Below are 19,749 nucleotides of genomic sequence, written 5' to 3'. Positions count from 1 at the left end.
CGGCATCCATGTGATTGAAACCTGTTGCCATGTGGGGGCTGAATGCCTTCTGGAAAGACTGAGCCTGCAAAACTGAGGCCTTTCACTCACCAACACCTGATTGCCGGGAGAGCCATGCAGCTACAGGACTTGCTTTCTAGAGGGTATTTCCCGATCCAGCTTCCAGTCGGATTCAGCACCACGCAGTTGGCGGAAAAAATCGAGGAGCTCCAAGCTTCCTGGGATGAGGCCCTGGACGGAAGAAGGCGCATACTTTCCCAGTCAGAACGATTTTCGGTGGCGAGGTCGTCATACAGCAGACGTACCACCTCTATACCCAACCCGGTTAATTTCTATGGATTGGCCAAGGACATCTGCCGGTACTGGCCGAAAATCCAAGAGCATTTCAACAAGAGTGAAATCTCTCGAAGCATTCCTGGGGCTGGAGGATCGCTGCGGGCGATTGAGCTGACGAAATTCACTGACCTGTACGAGGAGCGCGTGCGCCGCTCGGCGGGCGCACGGTATGCGCTGGTCACCGATATCTCGAACTATTTTCCCACCATCTACACCCATACGATTCCGTGGGCCTTGCATACAAAGGCGCTAGCCAAGATCAACAGGGGCAAATCCGATCAGTTCTTCGGCAACACCCTGGATCAGCGCTGCATGGGTACGCAGGATGGGCAGACCATTGGGTTGCCGATTGGCCCGGATACGTCGCACATCATCGCCGAGATGATAGGCGTCGCGATTGACGATTCCATTCGAGACGCGCTGGGTGGCTGGCCTAAAGGCTTCCGCTATGTCGATGACTTCACCTTCTTTTTCAACACCAGGGAAGAGGCTGAACGCGCGCTGGCTGTCATCATCAAGTGCGTCAGCGCATTTGAACTGCAGATCAATGCATCCAAAACGAAGATTGTTGAAGTCCGCGAGCTCGTCCAGGAGTCCTGGAAATACACCCTCAAAAAGCTGGTTGTCTCACCGAAGCGCCGCCAGCAAAAAGACGACATCCACCACTATTTTGAGGTGCTGTTCTCGCTGGAGGCGCGGTTCAAGGACGAAAGCTTGGTGAAGTATGGCTTGAAGCAGCTTTCGTCCACGATTATCAAAAAATCCAACTGGTCGATCGCCGAAGCCTACCTGCTCAAATGCGGGTATGGATTTCCCAACACACTTCAAGTGATCACCCAGATCCTGGTGACCTATCATCGCCATCAGTATGAATTGAACCGGGAAGCGCTGGGCGATTTCTGCAGAAACCTACTCGAGTCAGCCTCGGCGGCGAACCATCACAGTGAAACGGCCTGGCTGCTATGGCTGTGCAAGGAGCTCAGGATCTCCCTAGGGGCGCCACTGGTACAGCAAGTGCTCCAGATGGAGAGCTCCGTTTGCTCGCTCATCGCCCTGGATCTAAATCAGTCCGGTTTGGTGGCCGGCGAGCTCAATCTTGCCGAACTCGAGCCGTTGGCAACGGGGCAGGCGCTTATAGGCAACAATTGGATGCTGGCTTATGAAGGCGGGCGCCGGCGTTGGCTTTCCAACCCGAACCTTGAATTCATCCAGGGAGAGCCATGCTTCGCCGCAATGCTGGCGGCTGGCGTAGGCTTCTACAGTGAAGGGGCTCAGCTTCCGCCTATCTTCCAGCTTAGGCAATCAGCGCTCAACGACTTCGACTTCGACTCCGACGCTGCCATCGAAGACGAGTTTGACTTCGATGACATGGATGAAGAGTACTTTGACTCCGCTGACCAGGGCGATGAGGATGAGGACGAGCCGGGGACGGCGGCGCGGCCAGCTGGCGCCCAAGACCTGTTTGCAGCCGACGACTCCGATCCGAACGAAGTCTGGTAGGCGGGCGAGTAGGGCGCAGCTGGCGATGGGTAGGCAGGCTCGTGCCGTCGACGCCCCAGGGCAGCACTCCGGGCGATTTTGGATGCACAACCGCCGGTACCGATGGCGCCTTGACCTCAGCATCCCACTGCTGGATTTACTGGCGCTATAAGGCGTGGGCTGGCCTAGCATCATGGCAGCCTCGACCTAGCAAACGTCGTGCTGCGCAGGAGTTGCAGGCTACCTGTCGTACTTGGAAGGCAATGGACAGTCGTAATTGACGTCAATCATGTCCAAGTTCTTCAGCTCGAAATTGGCGTAGCTTGTCCCATTCGATGTACGTACTGTGGGCTGTCCGTACAGGAACACGAATGCGGTCGGTTTAGGCTCCTGAGAGATCTTTGAAAGCCTGGTTGCCATGAGGTTCTTGAGTCTGTACCGGTCGACGAGCGCATCCGAGACGAAGCTTGAGGTTGTGAGGCTTTCGGTTCCACGCATCAAGCATTTCTTGAACTTGATCCGGTACGCATCGTCTTTTCTGGTACGGTCAATGTAGGCCCAACCATAGTAGATCACGGGGTGGTCGGGGAGGTCGTTCAGATCCTGCTCCCAAATGCATTTGAAAATGCTGTCGTACGCTACGTCCTGGCCAGCGATGTTGAGGCGGCGAAACTCGAGGGTGTTGTCAGATCGATAGCGAATGTAACGGCTTACCACCGAACGGACGGAGTAGATGGGGCCAACGATCCCAGATTCACCCAGCTTGGTGGTGTATGGCCTGGTGCTCTTAGCGCGCTTTTTCGCTACATGCACATCGGCAGAGGGATCCTGTGTGGGTTCGTCGTAGTACGAGTCGGGACGCTCGAGCTTGAAGACGTCAACAATTGACTCATCGACAGTTCTGCGCTCCTGCCCGTCAGGGCCGTTCGGCTCAACCTCCAAGTCGACCGCCTTCCCGTTGACCACCCCGCACGCCTCACTATGGTCGCCGTAGACCTTGAAGTGCGGCACCACCCGCATGCGCTGCACGTCCTTGTCCAGATTTGCACAGGTCACCTGGGCTGTGCAGCCCGCGCCCGGACAAACGAAGAGACGTTTGTTGGTGATGACTCCTGCCCAATACAGGTCATAGGCTCGATCGGGGTCGACAAAATCTCCAGCCTCAAGGCTAAACGCCACATCCAATGCCATGTCTCTAGTACAACCTCCTGTAATCATCATGATGGCGTCCAGCGCCACAGCGAGGAAATCAACGGCTCGATATCCTGTTTACCGTCTAGCACGCCCTTGAGGCATCGCGCTGACCGAATCCTCGCACACAATCCGGAGCATGGCGATCTGCGAGGATGGCAAAATGAAATCGTCGAATTTCTTCCCATTTGCCTGTCGAGCGGCACCGTGAGCGCGAGCTGGCGCTGGCGCGGTGAACCGGATCAGTAATCGGAACCTGGTGACTGACTCAGCAGTTCGATGGCTAGATTAAGGGGGGGCATCCGGTTCAAGGGGCTAGATTTGATGCGATGGCCTCAAAGCGGGCAGGGCATTCCAGGCATACTAAGGAATACGTAAGTGACGGAGGCATGTCAGATCATCTGGGGAGGCGTCTGCGCGACTCCATGCCCCCATGGCCCATGGCTGTCATCTGCGGCTCCTCGAGCCCGCCTGATCCGTGCCAGCGGACTCACGCCACGGGCGGTGCGCTGGAGCTTCCCGTAGTGCCATGTTAGGTTGGTTTTTTGAATGCATGGTCGCCGTTGGATCAATCCGACGCCGATCGACCAGCCGCATAAATGGAGTCGCCGTGACGCCAGACAGACTGCCCGCACTTCTCACTGACGAAGAATTTGCGGGCATGATGCGAGACTTCGACACTGCAGGCCACTGGATGCGGGAACAGTTGGCATTGAAGCGCGGAACCCCAAGCGCTGCAGGTCAGAAGCAACCCAGCGGTGGGGAATCGCAAATGGCAGCAGACGCTCGCCCAGCGATCGACCATAATCACAGCTCGACGCAGCCAAATGCCCGGCGTGAGTCATAGCCAAAGCGGAGCGCGCTTTCACATGAGTACTTTGTCCCCTGATCAACACGACCGTTACCTAGAAGTGCTCGAAGCAGCTAAGAGCTTGTATAGCGGCGATCTTGATGCGGCAATGCGCTGGATGTCTCACCCAGTCAAAGCGTTTGATGGCAAAGCTCCCGCCAGCATGGTCACAACCCGGCTGGAGACTGACACGGTGATAGAGTTCATCAGGCGCTTAGAGCATGGGATTGTCGCCTGAGTGACCTCGAGCTGGGCCCTTTTACCCACGATGCTACTGTGGGCCAGGGGTTGGCGGTCTTCAAGGGTATACACCAACGCTCAGCCTAGATCGGTCACGCGATCGATAGGCCAAACCATCTCGATTACGGACGAGGGCAACCGCCAGATTTCCGCAAGTGTCGCTCGATATTTTTCAACCGGCGCCTCTCTATTTTGTTTTGCATTGACGCAAACGCACGCTCTTTGTTATGGGCTCGCCTCTGGTTGAACTCTTCAGAGGGCTTCTCAGAAGGCCACCCGCCGTTGATGGTCAGCAAATGCAGCCCGCAAGAGCCCTCAGCCTGCCATAAGTTTGGCACAACGTCGTCCGCCCCCCTAAGCTCGTTAGCTCTGAGGTAGCTCTTATAACCCAAAGCATTCGCAATCAGATCGTGTGCAGCATTCAGTTTTATGTTACCGCCAGATGCCCTCGTGAGATCGACGATCTTTTTTCCCCACCTCTTCATGCTGTCAATCGTTAGGCTAGGCTGCATATGGCAATGGAGGGTCAGCTCGGAGACTTTCTGACCCTCGTAAACATGGTGCTCGTCCTGCATGCAGGCATCATCATTTTGAAATGCTATCGGATGTGTCTCTGAGTCCTTGAAAAGTGCTTTGCCGGATCGCCCTTCGCTTTCTGAAGTAACTGTGTCAATTGTATCTATCACTGAGTAGTCCTCGCCTTCAAGATTCAGCAAGTTTTACTTCCAAGTTCCAGCGTGTCAATCGGCTCTCCCAAGTCGATAATATTTATGGGCATCCGTGAGCTTAAAAAATATTATTTTAATTTTGATTCCCTCTGGAGGCCGCGCTGCCGTTGGGCTACAGGCGCAATTGCAGAATTCTGAAAGCCTTCACCATTCGACTAATTAAATAAATATTGAGACCTCGGACTTCAGTGGGACTGTATGTAGCACCAGTAAAAAGCGCTAATTTAATTAATACTCGTCGATTAATACGCCAGGAAAAGATGTAACACTATGTAACAATGAGATTAGGGCGTTTATTGGTTCATCTCATTTATTTTCGACGCAACAATTAACGTTTTAACCATTAATTGATCTGTTCATCGCCCTTGAGTGAGGCGCGGTGTCTCCAATCATCTTGGATTGGAGATGAGAACAGAATGATCGTCTATGCCCCCACTCGAGCTAGGCCGAAATCCCCATGCCCGAGAACGGCTTCTAGTGCTCGCTGACCCTGCGTGCCAGCGATGCCAAAAGCGGGGCTCGCAAAAGGCCTCCCTGAGGTTGCCATAGAGCATAGGCCCTGCCGTGATGCTGATACCTAGTCGTAGGGCTGTCATCTCGTGGATGTCGGAGAAGCCCTGCAGCGCCTAGCACTCTGCCTCTAGAGGCGTTGTAGAGGCGTGCCAGGTGATGCCTCACTCATGGCACAGTGGAGCAGGGGTGAAAACTGTTTTGAACCTCGTAGGCGCGCTAGACGAAATATCTGGGGTATGCTTCTGGAACCTTGATTTCTTGACTGGCGTCCTGGGCTAATGGAGTAGTGAGAGACAATGAGTTTTCAATCGCACACGGATTGCCCAGACGCCCAACCGCTCCCAGCCCATTCCCAGCGTGACCTCGCGGCCTCAATGCCAGCCAGGCATCCACGCGCCTGTCCAACGCTCATGTCCCGTCATCGCGACGCTCAAGCCGCTCCTTTGTTTTTTTGCGTGTTGCATCATGCAAAGCGGACTCACCACTTTTGACTTATCGAGAAGGAAGCATTCATGAGTAAGCCTTTCAAAGACCGCATTCATGCCATGAATCAGATGTATAAGCTGCCGATCAACAGCGCTCCGACGCTTCTCGCCGATCCTGCGGACAAGCTCAGGAAGTTCAAGGCCACGCTGATGGCTGAAGTCCATGAGATCGATGAAATCGTCGAGAAGATCGAGAAAGGTGAAGCCGAGATCGATATCAAGGTTGCCATAGCCGACCTGCTGGGTGATGTGATGGTTTACTGCCGGTCTGAGGCCCTGAAGTACGGGTTACCATTGGAGGACGTCCTGGACGTCATCATGGACAGCAACGAAAGCAAACTGGGAGCAGATGGAAAGCCTATCTACGACGAGAACGGGAAGTTCCTCAAAGGCCCGAATTACTGGAAGCCAGAACCCAAGATCAAAACCTTGCTTCTTGGCGCTGGGGACAAAGCGGACGTTTGATTGGAGAAACAGGCTTGAAACCTATCAACCTTGGCAAGACGCGTACGCTCAAAGACATCGAAGCGGCCATTCGCAAGATCTGCGACAGCCAGGGTGAGAGGTTTCTCATTCAGGCAGACATGCTCAGTGCGCGGCATGGCGCCATGCATGATGCCGCACGCCTGCAACTGATCGTTACCCTGGCCCGGCAGCAGTTGCAGAGCGACTACCTTGATTTCAACCCGCAAGCCGATGCTCAAGCGTTGCTGCACAACCTCGCTAACTGTTCGCCAGGTATTGCTGCCTTGCGCCTTTCCAAGGGTATCCGGCTCGGCGAGCAGACATTCAATCGCCGAGAGGTCTTTCAGGAGTCGGTCGAACGAATGCAGGCCATGGACGCCGGCAGGTACGAGGACGTCGTCAACGGCCGAGTCGTCGATCTGATCTGTGTTGCAGGATCGAAGGTTCAGCACCTGCGACCGCTTTTTAGCGCGGAAGGCAAGGTGAAGCCTGCGTCTGAAATGACCACTGAGATGCGCAGGCTCATTGACTTCGTCAACAAGCAGAGCGGGCGTGCCAGTGTTCCGGATTCTCTCCTCGAAAGCTTGGGCCTGCTCTGTTCTGAGCTTGTATCCAACACCCAGGAACACGCGACTTCAGACCATTTGGGCCACCCGTATTTCGCCCACGTAGAAGGCGTCATGGTCGGCTGGAAGCGACTTGAGGACGAGATTTTCGCTGAAGACTTTGACGGTAGTGAGGACTTGCGCCGTTACTGGGAGCGAGAGTCGTCCACCACCGACAACAACAAGACCAGCCTGCGCGCATTGCACATCAGCTTCTTCGACTCAGGCCCCGGATTCGCCTCCAGGTTTAGCGGCAGGGCGGTGCAAGAGATGTCGCTCGAGGAGGAGCGAGACTACCTGCTCAAATGCCTGCAGCCACGCCAGTCCAGCAAGACTCTGGACGCTGCGGGCATCGGCCTGCCTGCCATCCTGAACGAGCTTCGCAAGGTAGGCGGATTGATCCGTATCCGTTCCGGGCGACTGTGCATCTATAACCAATTCGAAGAGAACGACCAGCACCGTCATCCTGACGATTTCAGGGATTGGGACACCACCGATTTGGCGCCCGTTGCAGGCGCTGTTGTCACCATCATGATTCCATTGAGGGGCATGTAATGGAGCGTTTCTATCAATGGATGTCCGCTGTCAGCGATCCCACTGGCAGTCATGAAGCGTTGGTCGTCTGCTACAACGATTCCGAGCTCTCGGTTCAGCATGTCTTCACTGACATCGAGGTGGCTCTCAAGGCCCAACGGCATCTACCTGACTGCGTCTACATCCTGGGGACGTCTGATCAGCTATCCGTGTTCAAGAGCGGTTGGGCTGACGACCAAGACCGCCTGGCCAACTTGCTAAAGCGTGGCGAGAAAAACGCGCGTGTATGTGTCCATGAATACGTGTTCCTGGAGTGGAATGGCGCAAGCTTCAACCCCCATGTGCTGGGCGGCAAAGAGCTTGTCTACCGTCATGATCCGAGCGCTCTCTTGAGAGAGGGTTTGAGAACGCTGATCGAAAAGAACAACGTGATTCATGCAGCGCCATCCGCGCACTCCTTCAAGCACCCCTCCGGCACACTAAACAACGTGTTCATCCAGACCAGGGAACTGGCGAGCGATGAGGCCGAGGTGTGTGTGGTCGGGTATGCAATTGCACTCGAGTACGGTGCCAGGCTGCGCCAGGCTGGCAAGGTGTACATCGACACCATGGGCATCTATGCATTCGTGAAAAATGCGCTCGCTCGCCTGGATAGCAAGTCCGAAGTCATGAGTTTCCACTCCTACGAACGGCTCAAGACCATCTACCCGCCGGAAGGTCAGTATTTCTGCGTGGTATCAGCCTCTACATCTGGCGGTATGGCCAAGCAGATGGGGGAGCAGGGCTTCGCAGAGGAGTGCGTAGCCACACTGATCGATCGCACGGCGGATGGCCGATACGGAGGTGTCCTGGTCGCCCTGGACGACGTTGACTACCCACTGCCAGTCAAGGCGGAGGAAGGCTGCACGCTGATTGAGATCATAGGAGAGAACTTCTCGGCGAAATCCAAGCCACCCAAGTCGATCACGATATCCTTGAAGCATGACCCGAAGCGGCTGGCCAAATTCCACAAGTACTTCGGTATGGGAGGAATTGATGGATTCAACAAGTCGAGCAAGCCTCGCAAGCTGTTGACGCTCAATCCTGATCTGTTGCTGGCGGACGCTGCCTTCAGAACATGGCTGGCCGCTGAAATTGATTGGTCGGTCTCCATGGCGACAAACCTGATCGTCTACGCCGACGATGACGGGTCGAAGAAACTTGGCGAGGTGGCCCATGAGATTCTCAGCGAGAAATGGGGCGCGACCAAGCCAATCCAATGCGTGCCTTACAGCGAGCTTGACCAAGTTGAGTTCAAAACCGTCTCCGGGGTGCTGGTCGCGACAGTGGTTGCGCGCGATGGCGGCATCCTGAGAGAGATCAGTCGTGATCTGCGGGCCTACATGGATGCGACCGTGCCGCGCAGGTTCCTTGCACCGATCGGGATTCCACAGAGCGCGAGAGCCTGGACACTTCTCAAAACGTTTCTGGTGAAGAACCCCACGCCCCGGGAGTATGGCTTCTCTAACTGGCTGTGCCTGCCCATCGGAGATGACGGGAAAGACAACGCCTGGAGTCGGTTGACCAAGGTTACCTCTGCCGGGCAGGTCGATGACGTCGGCTTCACGCCTGCAGTCGCGGACAAGGTTCGTCATCAGGCTCTTGATGAGGCCGCTGAGCTGGTTATGGCGAACAAGCACAGCTTCCTGCCAAAACATGACGGCAGCGCGCTCGCCTTATCCGATGGATTTCTGTTCTTCGACGCCTCAAGCAATGTGGGCCAGGACTGTCCGAACGTACCGCAAAGCACGGTGTTCTTTACGATTGCTGCCGTCCTGCAGTTCGCTCGGGAGCACGAAGATCATGAGTTGCGCCTGCAGCCGACGGGGTATGAGTCCGTGGTGCTATCACCGGAGTGCTTCCTCCGGTTTAACGACAACGTCCTACAGGCGTCATTCCTCCGGGCGTGTCTCCCTTCAGAGCTTGATTACTCAGCAAGCCCGGAGCTGAGCAAGCTGATGAAGGAGTTCATCGCCAAGGTATTTGCCCGCTGGGAGCGGACTTACGGCGATGCCGCCTTGGAGTTTGCCGCCGCACTGGCTACCGCTACGCTGAAGCTCACGCAGGAAGACGCCCGGGCACTGCTCGATGAGGCTATCGAAAACCGTAAGGACAACGCCTCCAGCCTCTTAGGGTTGCTCCTGCTCACCCAGCGGGCGCTGTTCCCTGCCACCGAAGGGTAGAGCAGAGGCTGTAAACCAATTTTTTATACTGTTAACCGCTGTGGTTTACAGTGCAAAAAGTTGGTTTACAGATATCTGTGTGAGGCGATAGTCACTGGAAGACGCCCTTGAAAACTAAGGTTTACCTTAGTTTTTCCAGATTTTTGGGCGGCTGCGGTGAGAATCTAAGCTCTAGCTTAGTTTTTGCCCTAGCTGCGCTTGTGCGGAAAAGGGCAAGGGCAGGGTGCCTGGTGCGGGCGTGGTCGACCGAATGCTGTGCGTATATACAGTACTATCTGTAGCCCCGAGAATCTGCCACCTGGATGACCTGATTTACGATGTCGAGCATGGCGGGTGGTCGCGAGTGGAAAATGGCTACAGGCCCCGTGCCACGGGCTTTAGAGGGTCATCAGAAAACCAGCACAGGGGGCGACGGTGCACTTGGGGCCTAAGGGATACCGTATTTTCCCAATGCTGTATGGATATACAGCTTGTGACTCCCGACTGGGCCACGCAATGCACTGCACAGATCGAACCGCGAAGCAGCGCATAACTGGCGGTAGCTCCAGGATGGCCAGGTGGGCTTATCATCGGGGCTTTTCCTGATCCTGAAGACTCGACAATCAGATGAGCATTGCACCTCGATCCTATTGTGCGAACTGGAGAGCATTTCGAGGGGGCTGGCCTACGAACCTCACGATTTCAAACTGTACGTGATCAGATTCGCCCGTGGGGAGATTGGCCAGCCACGCTTGAACACGGTCTTCCCAACCGGTTTCGCAGAAACGCGTGTCGGGCCAGAAGTTGTGGGCTCCGCCAGCAATCAGTTGCTTGGCAAGCTCTCGCTCGCGGGTACCGATCAAGCACCAAGCCACGAAAAATCTCTCATCCCAGCTAGCAGAGCATAATAGATGTATTGGGGCGTCAGCTCCGATGCCCAGTTGATCAACTTCGCGGTCGAAACAAAACATTCCGTTCAGTTGATCCAGCAAGGATCCTTCCGCCATGATATCGACGGCCTTGAAAAACCAACCGATTGCTTGGAATTGGCTAAGTCTTACAAGTTTCTTCTGGGCAACAGATAATAGGCGGGTGCCAAACCATTTTTTGGTTCGAGCGCGAGTGCATGAGGTGGACTTTGTGCCGGGCATTTAAATGCCTCCATTATTTTTATTTTACACATACTGACACATTACGTATGGAGCATGCGTACGCGCAACCCGATTCAGATACTAATCGTATCGCCTGACAATGTCTGATGCTAATTAGCACTCGCCAATTGAGACTGAGTAGGTAGCCTGGCACAGGTAGGGTCTCCATGGGATACCTATGCTGCCCTGTGCGTATTGAGCTTGCCCTTACATTATGCCAAGAGCAGGGCAGCGCAGTATCAGCCTCTGTCTCGCGTTCCTAAGTGTTTGACCGACCGCGCTCGCTCTTGATCATGTGAGTGGTAGTAGGTGTTTTGAGTTGTCGCCAGGTTGGAATGCCTTAGATCGTACTGAAGATCCTTCGCGTTTCTGAACGGCGCATCAAAGGTCGCCGAGGTATGACGTAACCAGTGCGATGATGCTACGCGCAGGCTGTCCATTTCATAAGACTCACGTCCTTCTGCACGCATTCTGACGAGCGCTTGGTCAAAAACGGTTTGGAGGAGGGCGCGCACCTGTCGATCCGAGAGGCCTGCGCGACCACTCAGCGTTTTCAGAAGCGGAGTTTTCTCCTGATAAGTAGGCAATGGACTCAGTCCAATGAAGGTACGGTACCTTGTGAGATACTTCGTTACATACTCATCCCGCACTGCGATTTTTCCGGACTTGTTGCCCTTACCCACAACATGGAACCACCAGTTTCCATCAGCATCCAGACGAAAATCTCCCATGGTGGGCTGCCAATTAGTACGCCCAACGATATCCGATATGCGCAAATACATGCTGAACATCGTAACGAGCACGAATAGGGTGCGCTCATGTTTCCTAGGATCAGCAGCGGCCATGGATTCTGCAGTGTCAATCACATAATCCCATTGCAAAGGGGTCAACGCCCGAGAAGTGCTGGATTCTAGCTGAGATGAACTATACTGCCCCTTTTTAGTAACCTTGCGGAACGGATTCGAAGTAGCGATTTCCTCTTCAACTAGATATTCATAAAAGCCACTTGCAATTTTGAATACATTGTTCATGCTGCCGGATGATGAGTGATAGTAGGTCGACGAATTGTCCCCAGTACTTTCACTCAGGCTGCGATTTTGTTTCGGAGCGCGCAGTGTGAAAGGCTTCCATTTGGGGTTGGCCGCTAATTCCAGATCCGGTGTCTGATCAGCACTACTTAAAGCATTTTCTGAAATGAACCGATTACGAATGACTGGCCCAACCCAAGTGACTGGCGGGTGTTTGCAAAACTCAAGATACGCTTCGGCATCAAGCCGTTTCAACTCGTGCACAGGCTTCTGGCGCACGATCAGCGCCCAGAGAAATAGCCGCTCAACGTGGCCTCGGTACGTGCTGAATGTGAGCGCGTTGTCGGCATAACACCTCAGATAACCCCTGATAGCCAGGAACCCTGGGATGGCTTTGAGTTCGGGAGCAAAGCCTTCCAAGAATCGCTCGACGCTCGTGATTGATGGCCGGCCTACAGTGAAATCCTGATCCACGAAATCACTGTGAGATTCAAATATGGGCCGGGGAGTGCAGGTCATCTTACTTACCGTAATGGGCTGGCATACGTCAGCAATTGAAACTTCCTAATCTGGCTGTTTTAGGAAGTTTTCACTTCCTGCACCGCCCGCTTCAATCACTCACTTCAATCGACTGGCCATAGTTAATGGGAATTGCCGGATAGTAGCGCCAAGTTTGGCCGGCCGCAACCTTGACAAATTTTTAGCCCATCGACACCACCCGTCAGCGACTATCATGCTTGCTTGACATATGACAAGAAACCCACTAGGCCATATTCGGAGTTATGGGTCTGCCCGGCTGCGTCATATATGAGCAATTTGCATCTGGCAGCGTCAGACATTGGTAGTGCCTGTCGCTCAAATAAATCTCGGTTTATAAGAATATTGTTGCTTTCGCTTCAGTGGCCACCTTCGAGTGCAGGGCTTAAGGAACTATTCGAATTTCCTCTATATTGTTTGCAGGATGAGGAAGCCTCTTTAAGACTCTCTAATCACTGGCGTGAAGTGGCAATATAGGTATAAGTACGCTTCGTCACTCCAATGTCCATTTCGCCCCCCCGAAAGTGTCCACATTACAAGCTTATCAATACGAAAGTGTCCGCATTATTGTCGTGCAGGTCGATTTCGGAAAGTGTCCGCATTGACCGCAAATTACACCAAAGGCAGCAAAATCGGGGATCCCGCCTGGTGGTTGCTCAGGGCGGGCTTTGGAAAGTGTCCGCATTATCGTTGCGTTCTCAGGAAAACGGCTCGGAGCGTCGTTCGTGGATGAGCTGTGCGAAAGCTTTGCTGGTAAGCGGTTTCCAAGGAGCTGAATCCAGGATCGACATCGAGGGGACTGCTGTGAGGCCCGGAGCCCGTGGCTTGGAGCGCTTGTCTGCTTGGCGTTGCGTCTCTTTGCGGGCCACAAGTGCGTGTATTTCACATGGGGACTGTGGCTCGTTGAGCGTTGAAAATACGGAAAGTGTCCTGATTATGGGGTTCGGCGTGAGCCCAGGAAAGCGTCCGTATTAGGTGCAAAAAAACCTGGAGGCGTTGGATTTACTGGCTTGCAGGGGTGATTTTGCAAATCCCGCAGATTATTCCAGTGTCCAGATAGCGCAGAAAACCGGAGCAACGGTTCAAACGAGCGTTTTTTGACGAGCCCCAATGGATTCAAGGGTTTGCGGAAGGCACTCAGAGGCATATGTGTCCGCATTTCTGAGGTTTTCCGGCGTTCGAAAGCAACCCCAAGACGCTGGAGGCCTTGTGGGCTCTGGGTTGCGGGGGTTTTAGGGGTAGGAGTGTCCGTGTTTCACAACGGCTACAGATAGATTCTGGCAATTTCGAGGCAACGTCCGGTTTTAGGGTGCAAGCGACACATGATAGACAGCTCGGCAAAGTACTGATTTAACATAATATGCATTATGCGCATCTTCGTATGAAGCTGCCGGGGTCGTGAGTGAGCAGATTTGAAGCCAGGCCCCAGGCCTCGATCACTGCGCTGCAGATCGAGCTTGGATCTCAGCGATGTAACCCAGCACGAACGGATCCTCCGAGCCTCGCTCCTTGTAGTAACCGACCACGTTGGCCAACGTCCAGCGCAGCAACCTCATCAGCACTGGATCGGAAAACCTCCAGCTGGCTGACTCATACTGATACCGGTTGTTGGTGAACACATCGCGATACCGCTCGAATGAATGTTCCTGGCTGTTCAGAGCCAGGCTTTCACGAATAGCTGCAGGCATCGCGTGGAACAGCGTCAGCAGATCGTGCGCGTCACGCTTTTGCTTGGGTGGAATCTTGCCGATTGACTGCAAGTGCTGGTGAGCCGCTTTGAGCGCTTCGACGTCGAGCTTGTAGGTTTCGCCGGATGTGCCTTGGTGGTGATCTGGTACGGAAATAAAGCTTTTCAGCAAGATTTCGATACCGATTGCTGCGTTGACCATGGCGACATGCGGGAGGTTTTGGGCGTCTAGTAGCTCAGCGGCCTTGAGGTAGTTATGGGCGCTTTCAAGCATCCAGCCTGGAAAGTGTGTCATTGCATGATGCTCCTTGAGCTCACCAGATGAGCTACCCTGCCCTTATGATATGAACTTAAGGAATAACTACACTAAATACTCATTTAGTGTAGTTATGATTCCTAAGCATCCCGAAAGCTGACCTACTCGACCAACAGTTCGCCAACACGCATCCCCAGCGACTCAAGCGTGAACGGCTTGATCAGGACATGCCTGCCTGCAGCCAACTCGCTGGCTTGCAAGTACCCGGTGATGAACAGTGTTTTCAAGGAGCTATCAAGCCCAACCGCCTGTTCAGCCAGTTGCCATCCATCCATGCCCCCTGGCAGGCCGATGTCGCTGATCAGCAAGTCGATGTTCACCCCTGAGCGCAGGAGCTCAATCGCGGCAGCCGCTTCGCCAACCTCAAGTACCTCATAGCCGAGATCTTGGAGTGTTTCCGCCACGACCATGCGCATGGTGAGTTCATCTTCGACCAGCAGTACCGTTTTGCCCTGCTGTAACGCCACTGCAGGCGCCCTGTCGTCGATTGCGTCGGGTTCAGGTATTTCGCCATGATGACGAGGCAGATACAGATCGACCCGGGTGCCTTCGCCCACGCGCGAACGGATTGTCACTTGGCCGCCCGATTGCTGGGCGAAGCCATAGATCATCGAAAGGCCAAGGCCTGTGCCCTGCCCTTCGGGTTTGGTGGTGAAGAAAGGCTCGAAGACATGAGCCAGTACTTCGGGCGGCATGCCGACCCCAGTGTCGGTCACGCTCAATTGAATATATTGCCCCGGCTCAACTTCATAGTGCTCGGCGTGCTGTGCGCTTAGCGTTAGGTTGCCGGCCTCAAGCTGTATTCGCCCGCCCTGGGGCATGGCGTCCCGGGCGTTATTGCACAGGTTCAACAGGCTATTCTCGAGTTGGCTCGGGTCGATGAAGGCAGGCCATAGCGCATGGTCCCAGATTGTTTCAACCACAATGCCAGGCCCCGCCGTGCGTTGAACCAGTTCGCTCATCTCCTGCAGCAGCGTGGCCACCTTTACAGCGCGAGGCTCGAGGTTTTGTCGGCGGGAAAACGCTAGCAGGCGGTGGGTCAAGGTAGCTGCTCGGCTGCAGGAGTGACGGGCTGCTTTGATGTGCCTCTCGACATCCCCCATGCGTCCCTGCTGAGTGCGCAGGCTGAGCAGCTCCAGCGAAGCACTGATGCCGCCGAGCAAATTGTTGAAGTCATGGGCCAGCCCGCCGGTCAATTGGCCGACCGCTTCCATTTTCTGCGATTGGCGCAGCTTTTCCTCGGTGGCCATCAACTCGGCAGTGCGCTGCGCGACCCGTTGTTCCAGCGTTTCGTTGAGTTCACGAAGGGCTTCTTCGGCCAACGTTCGCTCCAGCAAGTCGGCAGCAGTGCGCGCGAGGATGTCGAGCAGGCGCAAGACGCGATCCGAGGGGTGATGTGGCTGGGTCCAATGGGTGGACATCATCCCTAATAACCGACCACTGCGTGACAACAGTGGTGTGGTCTGAGCTGCACGGATGCCGGCACTGCGAAAAGCGAGCAGTTCCTCGGTGCCGGCGATTTCGTCCCACAGCTCAAAGTCCGAGATGATTGCACGCTTGCCGCGCCTGAGGGCCAACCCGCAGCTGCTCAACGCGTTGTAGCTCACCCACTGCCAGAACTGAATGGCATCCGGGGGCAGGCCACGCGAGCACAGCAGTTGCAGCTTGCCGCCATGGCCTGACCCGTGATCGGGCGGGCAAAGTATCTGCATCGTGGCGAATTGCGACCCGGTTATGCTTGCTGCAGCATCAACGATCTTGACATACAGCGCCTGGCGGTCCTGCTCGCCGATCAGTGCAACGCTGATGCTATGCAACAGGTCCAGGTCGCCAAAGGCAACGTCTTCAAGGACGCGTGGGGTAATGGTTGTCATGTCGGTCCCTTCAACATCGTCAGGCGCTATTAAGCCTCACAAGCTCAACCCAGACCACCAAATCGTTTGTAAAAGCTTTCATTCACGTCTGGCAACGGCCCATCAGCTGTCTCCAGTGCACTATTGAGCCATGCTTCGGTCTTGGCAACCACCAGTCGATACAGGTTTCGGCATAACTGCCTGGCCGCGCGGCCTTCCCAGTCACCCGGCAGCAGCTCGTCTGGCAACTGCGGATCACGCAGCAGCAGGCGGCGGTACTCGTGGATCAACAGGGTGCGAGCCAGGAAGCAGTCCTCGGGGTTGAGCTCGTCCTGCTCTTTCAAGGCTTGCCACAACGGCCTGAACAGCTGGATGAACTCGCTGTATTGCTGCCCGAGCTCGTCAATACGCCAGCTTTCCCGGACCTGCGCGCGCAGGGCCTTGGAGGCTAAAACCTCCTGAGCATGGGTTTCGAACACAATACTCTCGTCGCCCGCCTCCAACTCACGCAGGGTTGCCGCCAGGTCGGCACGGTCCGCCCGCGGCGAGCCGAGCACGTTAGGCGCCATGGCGCCGAACCCTTGCCATTCCAGTTCTTCGCGCACGGCTTTGCGTTTGCCGGCGTCGAGCTGCGACAGCAACACCAGGGTCCAGGCACCATCCCATGCTGGTTGGGTGGGACTGTAGACACGCTTGAAGGCTTTCTCGAAGCGTCGTCGGCCGGTGCCGGTAAGGCTGTAATAGCTGCGCCGACCGACTTTTTCGGCGCTGAGCCAGCCTTCCTTGGTCAGGCGGAAGATCGAGGTGCGGATCAGCCGTTCGTTGATGCCGATCGGCTCCAGCAGATTGATCAGGCTGCCAAGCCAGACCGTGCCGCCATGAGGCTCGATGGCATCGCCGTAGAGGGTGATGATCAGCGAACTGGCGCGGATAGGCGTCTGCTCCTGGAAACGGGTGATCAAATGGTTCAGCGGGGCGAGGTTGCTCATGGAGGAACTGTGCGCGGGGAAAGCAGCGACTATACCTGTGCGGCGTCCCGCCTGACCATTGCGCGTTTCAGGGAGGCTCATGCGCCCTCCGCGGCTTTGGGCCTGAATCCGCCGTCAATCATGCGCGGGCGCTGGGCCTCAGGTTCGGCCAGTGGTGGGCACTCGACCAGGCTGGCCATGCAGCGCTGGCTCAGGCGCTGATATTCGGCGGTGCCGCGCTGTTTCCAGTTCAGCTCCTGATCGGTCAGCTGGCGCAGGGCCTGGGCGGGAGAGCCGATCACCAGGCTCTGCTCGGCGCATTCGAATCCTGCCTTGACGAAGGCGGTGGCGCCGACGATGCAACGTGGCGCGATGAGGGCGCCATCCATGACCACGGCATTCATCCCGACCAGGGCGTCTGCCCCAACGCGGCAGCCATGCAGTACTGCGCCATGGCCGACATGGCCGTTGCGCTCGATCACCGTGTCGCCTCCCGGAAAACCATGCATCACGCAGGTGTCCTGCAGGTTGGCGCCCTCTTCCAGAACGATGCGGCCGAAGTCACCGCGCAAAGAAGCCAACGGCCCGACGTAGCAGTGCGGGCCGATGATGACATCACCGATCAGTACGGCGCTCGGGTGGACGTAGGCTGTCGGGTCGACGACAGGGGTCAAGCCTTCCAGGCGGTAGCACGGCATAGGTATTTTCCTAATTGATCAGAATTTCACATTGATCTTGTATCGCTATTGCGGTGGCCGTCAATTGCGGCTCGTGGCTATATTACATCGAAAATCGGGCTGTATCGACTAACAGTGACCACCTAAACAGATACCGAAACGCAGTCTAGCTATTGCGTGAGTGTATCGCATGGTGGTTATATTGATCGCACCTGGGCGTGCTCGATCATCGCCCCTGCAGACAATTCCAAGAAATGCCGGCCATCCGATGCGCCGTGCAAGCAGCCTGAGGATCCCGACATGCCGCGTTTTATCAACGTGCAGGCGACTGAAGATGGCGTTCGCCTGGTCACCCTGCACCGCCCAGATGCTCTCAATGCACTGTGCACCGACCTGTTGGCCGAGCTGGCCGCCGAACTGGATACCGCCGAAACAGACGAGCTGACCCGTGCCATGGTCATAACCGGCAGCCGCAAGGCGTTCGCCGCGGGCGCCGACATCCGTGAAATGGCCGAGCGTGATCTGATCGGAATGATCAACGACCCGCGCGTTGCCCACTGGCAACGCATCGCCGCGTTCTCAAAACCGCTGGTCGCCGCCGTGAACGGCTACGCCCTGGGCGGTGGCTGTGAGCTGGTGATGTGCGCCGACATCGTCATCGCCGGTAGCGATGCCCGGTTCGGCCAGCCGGAAATCAACCTCGGCATCATTCCCGGTGCCGGTGGCACCCAGCGTTTACTGCGCGCCGTGGGCAAGCCGCTGGCGATGCAGATGGTGCTGACCGGCGAGGCAATCGATGCCAGCCATGCGCTGCAGGCCGGCCTGATCAGCGAAATCACCCAGCCCGAACTGACCGTCGAGCGCGCGCTTCAAGTAGCCCGCAGCATAGCCGCCAAGGCACCGCTGGCGGTGCGCCTTGCCAAGGAGGCACTGCTCAAGGCGGGTGACACCGATCTTGCCAGCGGCCTGCGTTTCGAACGTCACGCTTTCACCTTGCTGGCCGGCACCGCCGACCGTGACGAAGGCATTCGCGCCTTCCAGGAAAAACGCCCGGCCCAGTTCAAAGGCCGTTGACCAGCCCTTCCCATCCCCCTGACGGAGCGAGCCTTCCATGACGTTCGAGCACATCCTGTTTTCCATCGAGGGCGGCGTTGCCCAGCTCATCCTCAACCGGCCCGAGCAACTCAACAGCTTCAACACGCAGATGCACCTGGAGGTACGCGAAGCGCTCAAGCAGGTGCGCCAGAGCAGTGAAGCGCGAGTTCTGCTGCTGACGGGTGAAGGCCGTGGCTTCTGCGCGGGCCAGGACCTGTCCGACCGCAATGTCGCACCCGGTGCGGCGGTGCCTGACCTGGGCGAGTCCATCGACAAATTCTACAACCCGCTGGTTCGCACCCTGCGCGACCTGCCGTTGCCGGTCATTTGCGCGGTAAATGGGGTGGCGGCAGGTGCCGGGGCAAACATCCCGCTGGCCTGCGATCTGGTACTGGCCGCACGCTCGGCAAGCTTCATCCAAGCCTTCTGCAAGATCGGCCTGGTGCCGGACTCCGGTGGCACCTGGCTGCTGCCGCGCCTGGTCGGCATGGCTCGGGCCAAGGCGCTGGCGATGCTTGGCGAGCGCCTGAGTGCCGAGCAGGCCCAGCAGTGGGGCCTGATTCATCGGATGGTCGATGATGCCGAGCTGCGTGACGAGGCCATCGCCCTCGCCCGCCACCTCGCCACTCAGCCGACCTACGGCCTGGCGCTGATCAAGCGCAGCCTCAACGCCAGCTTCGACAATGGTTTCGATCAGCAGCTGGAGCTTGAGCGCGATCTGCAGCGCCTGGCCGGACGCAGCGAGGACTACCGCGAAGGCGTCAGCGCCTTCATGGACAAGCGCCTACCTGAATTCAAGGGGCGCTGAGC

15 protein-coding genes are annotated in these 19,749 nt (G+C 56.2%); 7 read left to right on the top strand and 8 right to left on the bottom strand.

Features of this window, described 5'->3' with window-relative positions; genetic code table 11:
• The first annotated feature begins 114 nt into the window (after window positions 1-114).
• Window positions 115-1,836 (top strand): RNA-directed DNA polymerase, encoded by a 1,722-nt coding sequence (locus ACIPZF_RS15585; RefSeq protein WP_400800935.1) that lies wholly within the window; start codon window positions 115-117, stop codon window positions 1,834-1,836.
• A 219-nt stretch (window positions 1,837-2,055) separates the two neighbouring features.
• Here the strand turns inward: ACIPZF_RS15585 and ACIPZF_RS15580 are convergent, their stop codons facing one another.
• A complete protein-coding gene (locus ACIPZF_RS15580) occupies window positions 2,056-3,006 on the bottom strand; it encodes a hypothetical protein (protein WP_400800932.1) in 951 nt (316 codons plus the stop codon).
• Between the two features lie 869 nt (window positions 3,007-3,875).
• On the opposite strand from ACIPZF_RS15580, the gene ACIPZF_RS15575 reads away from it, so the two are divergent.
• Window positions 3,876-4,094, top strand: coding sequence for an MbcA/ParS/Xre antitoxin family protein (locus ACIPZF_RS15575; RefSeq protein ID WP_122251667.1), 219 nt, complete (start codon window positions 3,876-3,878; stop codon window positions 4,092-4,094).
• A gap of 124 nt (window positions 4,095-4,218) precedes the next feature.
• Here ACIPZF_RS15575 and ACIPZF_RS15570 read toward each other — a convergent pair whose 3' ends face one another.
• The gene (locus ACIPZF_RS15570) at window positions 4,219-4,812 is read right to left on the bottom strand and encodes a hypothetical protein (protein ID WP_400800929.1); all 594 of its coding nucleotides are present in this window, start codon (window positions 4,810-4,812) and stop codon (window positions 4,219-4,221) included.
• 1,037 nt (window positions 4,813-5,849) lie between these two features.
• Here ACIPZF_RS15570 and ACIPZF_RS15565 point away from each other — a divergent pair.
• From ACIPZF_RS15565 to ACIPZF_RS15555, 3 genes are read left to right on the top strand one after another with little or no spacing between them, the layout of a single operon-like run.
• Window positions 5,850-6,287, top strand: coding sequence for a MazG nucleotide pyrophosphohydrolase domain-containing protein (locus tag ACIPZF_RS15565; protein ID WP_055137105.1), 438 nt, complete (start codon window positions 5,850-5,852; stop codon window positions 6,285-6,287).
• Complete coding sequence (locus ACIPZF_RS15560; protein WP_400800926.1) at window positions 6,284-7,447, top strand: hypothetical protein; 1,164 nt, start codon at window positions 6,284-6,286, stop codon at window positions 7,445-7,447. The genes ACIPZF_RS15565 and ACIPZF_RS15560 overlap by 4 nt, the downstream gene beginning before the upstream one ends.
• The gene (locus ACIPZF_RS15555) at window positions 7,447-9,648 is read left to right on the top strand and encodes a hypothetical protein (protein WP_400800924.1); all 2,202 of its coding nucleotides are present in this window, start codon (window positions 7,447-7,449) and stop codon (window positions 9,646-9,648) included. Before ACIPZF_RS15560 ends, ACIPZF_RS15555 begins: the two co-directional genes overlap by 1 nt.
• A 626-nt stretch (window positions 9,649-10,274) precedes the next feature.
• On the opposite strand, the gene ACIPZF_RS15550 is transcribed toward ACIPZF_RS15555, so the two are convergent.
• The 6 genes from ACIPZF_RS15550 to paaY all read right to left on the bottom strand — a co-directional run bounded on the left by ACIPZF_RS15550 (window position 10,275) and on the right by paaY (window position 17,865).
• Entirely contained in the window at window positions 10,275-10,778 is a 504-nt protein-coding gene (locus ACIPZF_RS15550; RefSeq protein WP_400800921.1) for a hypothetical protein, read from the bottom strand.
• Window positions 10,779-11,017: 239 nt separating this feature from the next.
• Window positions 11,018-12,325: a tyrosine-type recombinase/integrase gene (locus tag ACIPZF_RS15545; RefSeq protein WP_400800919.1), complete on the bottom strand. Its 1,308-nt coding sequence runs from the start codon at window positions 12,323-12,325 to the stop codon at window positions 11,018-11,020.
• A gap of 1,454 nt (window positions 12,326-13,779) precedes the next feature.
• Window positions 13,780-14,325 (bottom strand): hypothetical protein, encoded by a 546-nt coding sequence (locus ACIPZF_RS15540; RefSeq protein WP_400800916.1) that lies wholly within the window; start codon window positions 14,323-14,325, stop codon window positions 13,780-13,782.
• Window positions 14,326-14,447: 122 nt separating this feature from the next.
• Window positions 14,448-16,220, bottom strand: a complete 1,773-nt coding sequence (locus tag ACIPZF_RS15535; protein WP_400800914.1) for an ATP-binding protein — start codon at window positions 16,218-16,220, stop codon at window positions 14,448-14,450.
• 44 nt (window positions 16,221-16,264) lie between these two features.
• A complete protein-coding gene (gene paaX, locus ACIPZF_RS15530) occupies window positions 16,265-17,188 on the bottom strand; it encodes a phenylacetic acid degradation operon negative regulatory protein PaaX (protein ID WP_400800911.1) in 924 nt (307 codons plus the stop codon).
• A 77-nt stretch (window positions 17,189-17,265) separates the two neighbouring features.
• Window positions 17,266-17,865, bottom strand: coding sequence for a phenylacetic acid degradation protein PaaY (gene paaY / locus ACIPZF_RS15525; protein WP_400800908.1), 600 nt, complete (start codon window positions 17,863-17,865; stop codon window positions 17,266-17,268).
• 279 nt (window positions 17,866-18,144) lie between these two features.
• On the opposite strand from paaY, the gene paaF reads away from it, so the two are divergent.
• A complete protein-coding gene (gene paaF / locus ACIPZF_RS15520; RefSeq protein WP_400800905.1) occupies window positions 18,145-18,918 on the top strand; it encodes a 2,3-dehydroadipyl-CoA hydratase PaaF in 774 nt (257 codons plus the stop codon).
• 37 nt (window positions 18,919-18,955) lie between these two features.
• The gene (gene paaG / locus ACIPZF_RS15515) at window positions 18,956-19,747 is read left to right on the top strand and encodes a 2-(1,2-epoxy-1,2-dihydrophenyl)acetyl-CoA isomerase PaaG (RefSeq protein ID WP_400800902.1); all 792 of its coding nucleotides are present in this window, start codon (window positions 18,956-18,958) and stop codon (window positions 19,745-19,747) included.
• The last annotated feature ends 2 nt before the right edge of the window (window positions 19,748-19,749 follow it).

The organism is Pseudomonas sp. NPDC089752 (assembly GCF_044748725.1).
Taxonomy (GTDB): Bacteria; Pseudomonadota; Gammaproteobacteria; order Pseudomonadales; family Pseudomonadaceae; genus Aquipseudomonas.
Note: the sequence above shows the minus strand (reverse complement) of the source record. Positions and strands in the feature narration are given on the sequence as shown.

Coding starts and splice junctions, on each gene's coding strand:
- ACIPZF_RS15585 (WP_400800935.1), top strand. CDS start 115: ATGCAGCTACAGGACTTGCTTTCTAGAGGGTATTTCCCGATCCAGCTT.
- ACIPZF_RS15580 (WP_400800932.1), bottom strand. CDS start 3,006: ATGGCATTGGATGTGGCGTTTAGCCTTGAGGCTGGAGATTTTGTCGAC.
- ACIPZF_RS15575 (WP_122251667.1), top strand. CDS start 3,876: ATGAGTACTTTGTCCCCTGATCAACACGACCGTTACCTAGAAGTGCTC.
- ACIPZF_RS15565 (WP_055137105.1), top strand. CDS start 5,850: ATGAGTAAGCCTTTCAAAGACCGCATTCATGCCATGAATCAGATGTAT.
- ACIPZF_RS15555 (WP_400800924.1), top strand. CDS start 7,447: ATGGAGCGTTTCTATCAATGGATGTCCGCTGTCAGCGATCCCACTGGC.
- ACIPZF_RS15550 (WP_400800921.1), bottom strand. CDS start 10,778: ATGCCCGGCACAAAGTCCACCTCATGCACTCGCGCTCGAACCAAAAAA.
- ACIPZF_RS15545 (WP_400800919.1), bottom strand. CDS start 12,325: ATGACCTGCACTCCCCGGCCCATATTTGAATCTCACAGTGATTTCGTG.
- ACIPZF_RS15540 (WP_400800916.1), bottom strand. CDS start 14,325: ATGACACACTTTCCAGGCTGGATGCTTGAAAGCGCCCATAACTACCTC.
- ACIPZF_RS15535 (WP_400800914.1), bottom strand. CDS start 16,220: ATGACAACCATTACCCCACGCGTCCTTGAAGACGTTGCCTTTGGCGAC.
- paaX (WP_400800911.1), bottom strand. CDS start 17,188: ATGAGCAACCTCGCCCCGCTGAACCATTTGATCACCCGTTTCCAGGAG.
- paaY (WP_400800908.1), bottom strand. CDS start 17,865: ATGCCGTGCTACCGCCTGGAAGGCTTGACCCCTGTCGTCGACCCGACA.
- paaF (WP_400800905.1), top strand. CDS start 18,145: ATGCCGCGTTTTATCAACGTGCAGGCGACTGAAGATGGCGTTCGCCTG.
- paaG (WP_400800902.1), top strand. CDS start 18,956: ATGACGTTCGAGCACATCCTGTTTTCCATCGAGGGCGGCGTTGCCCAG.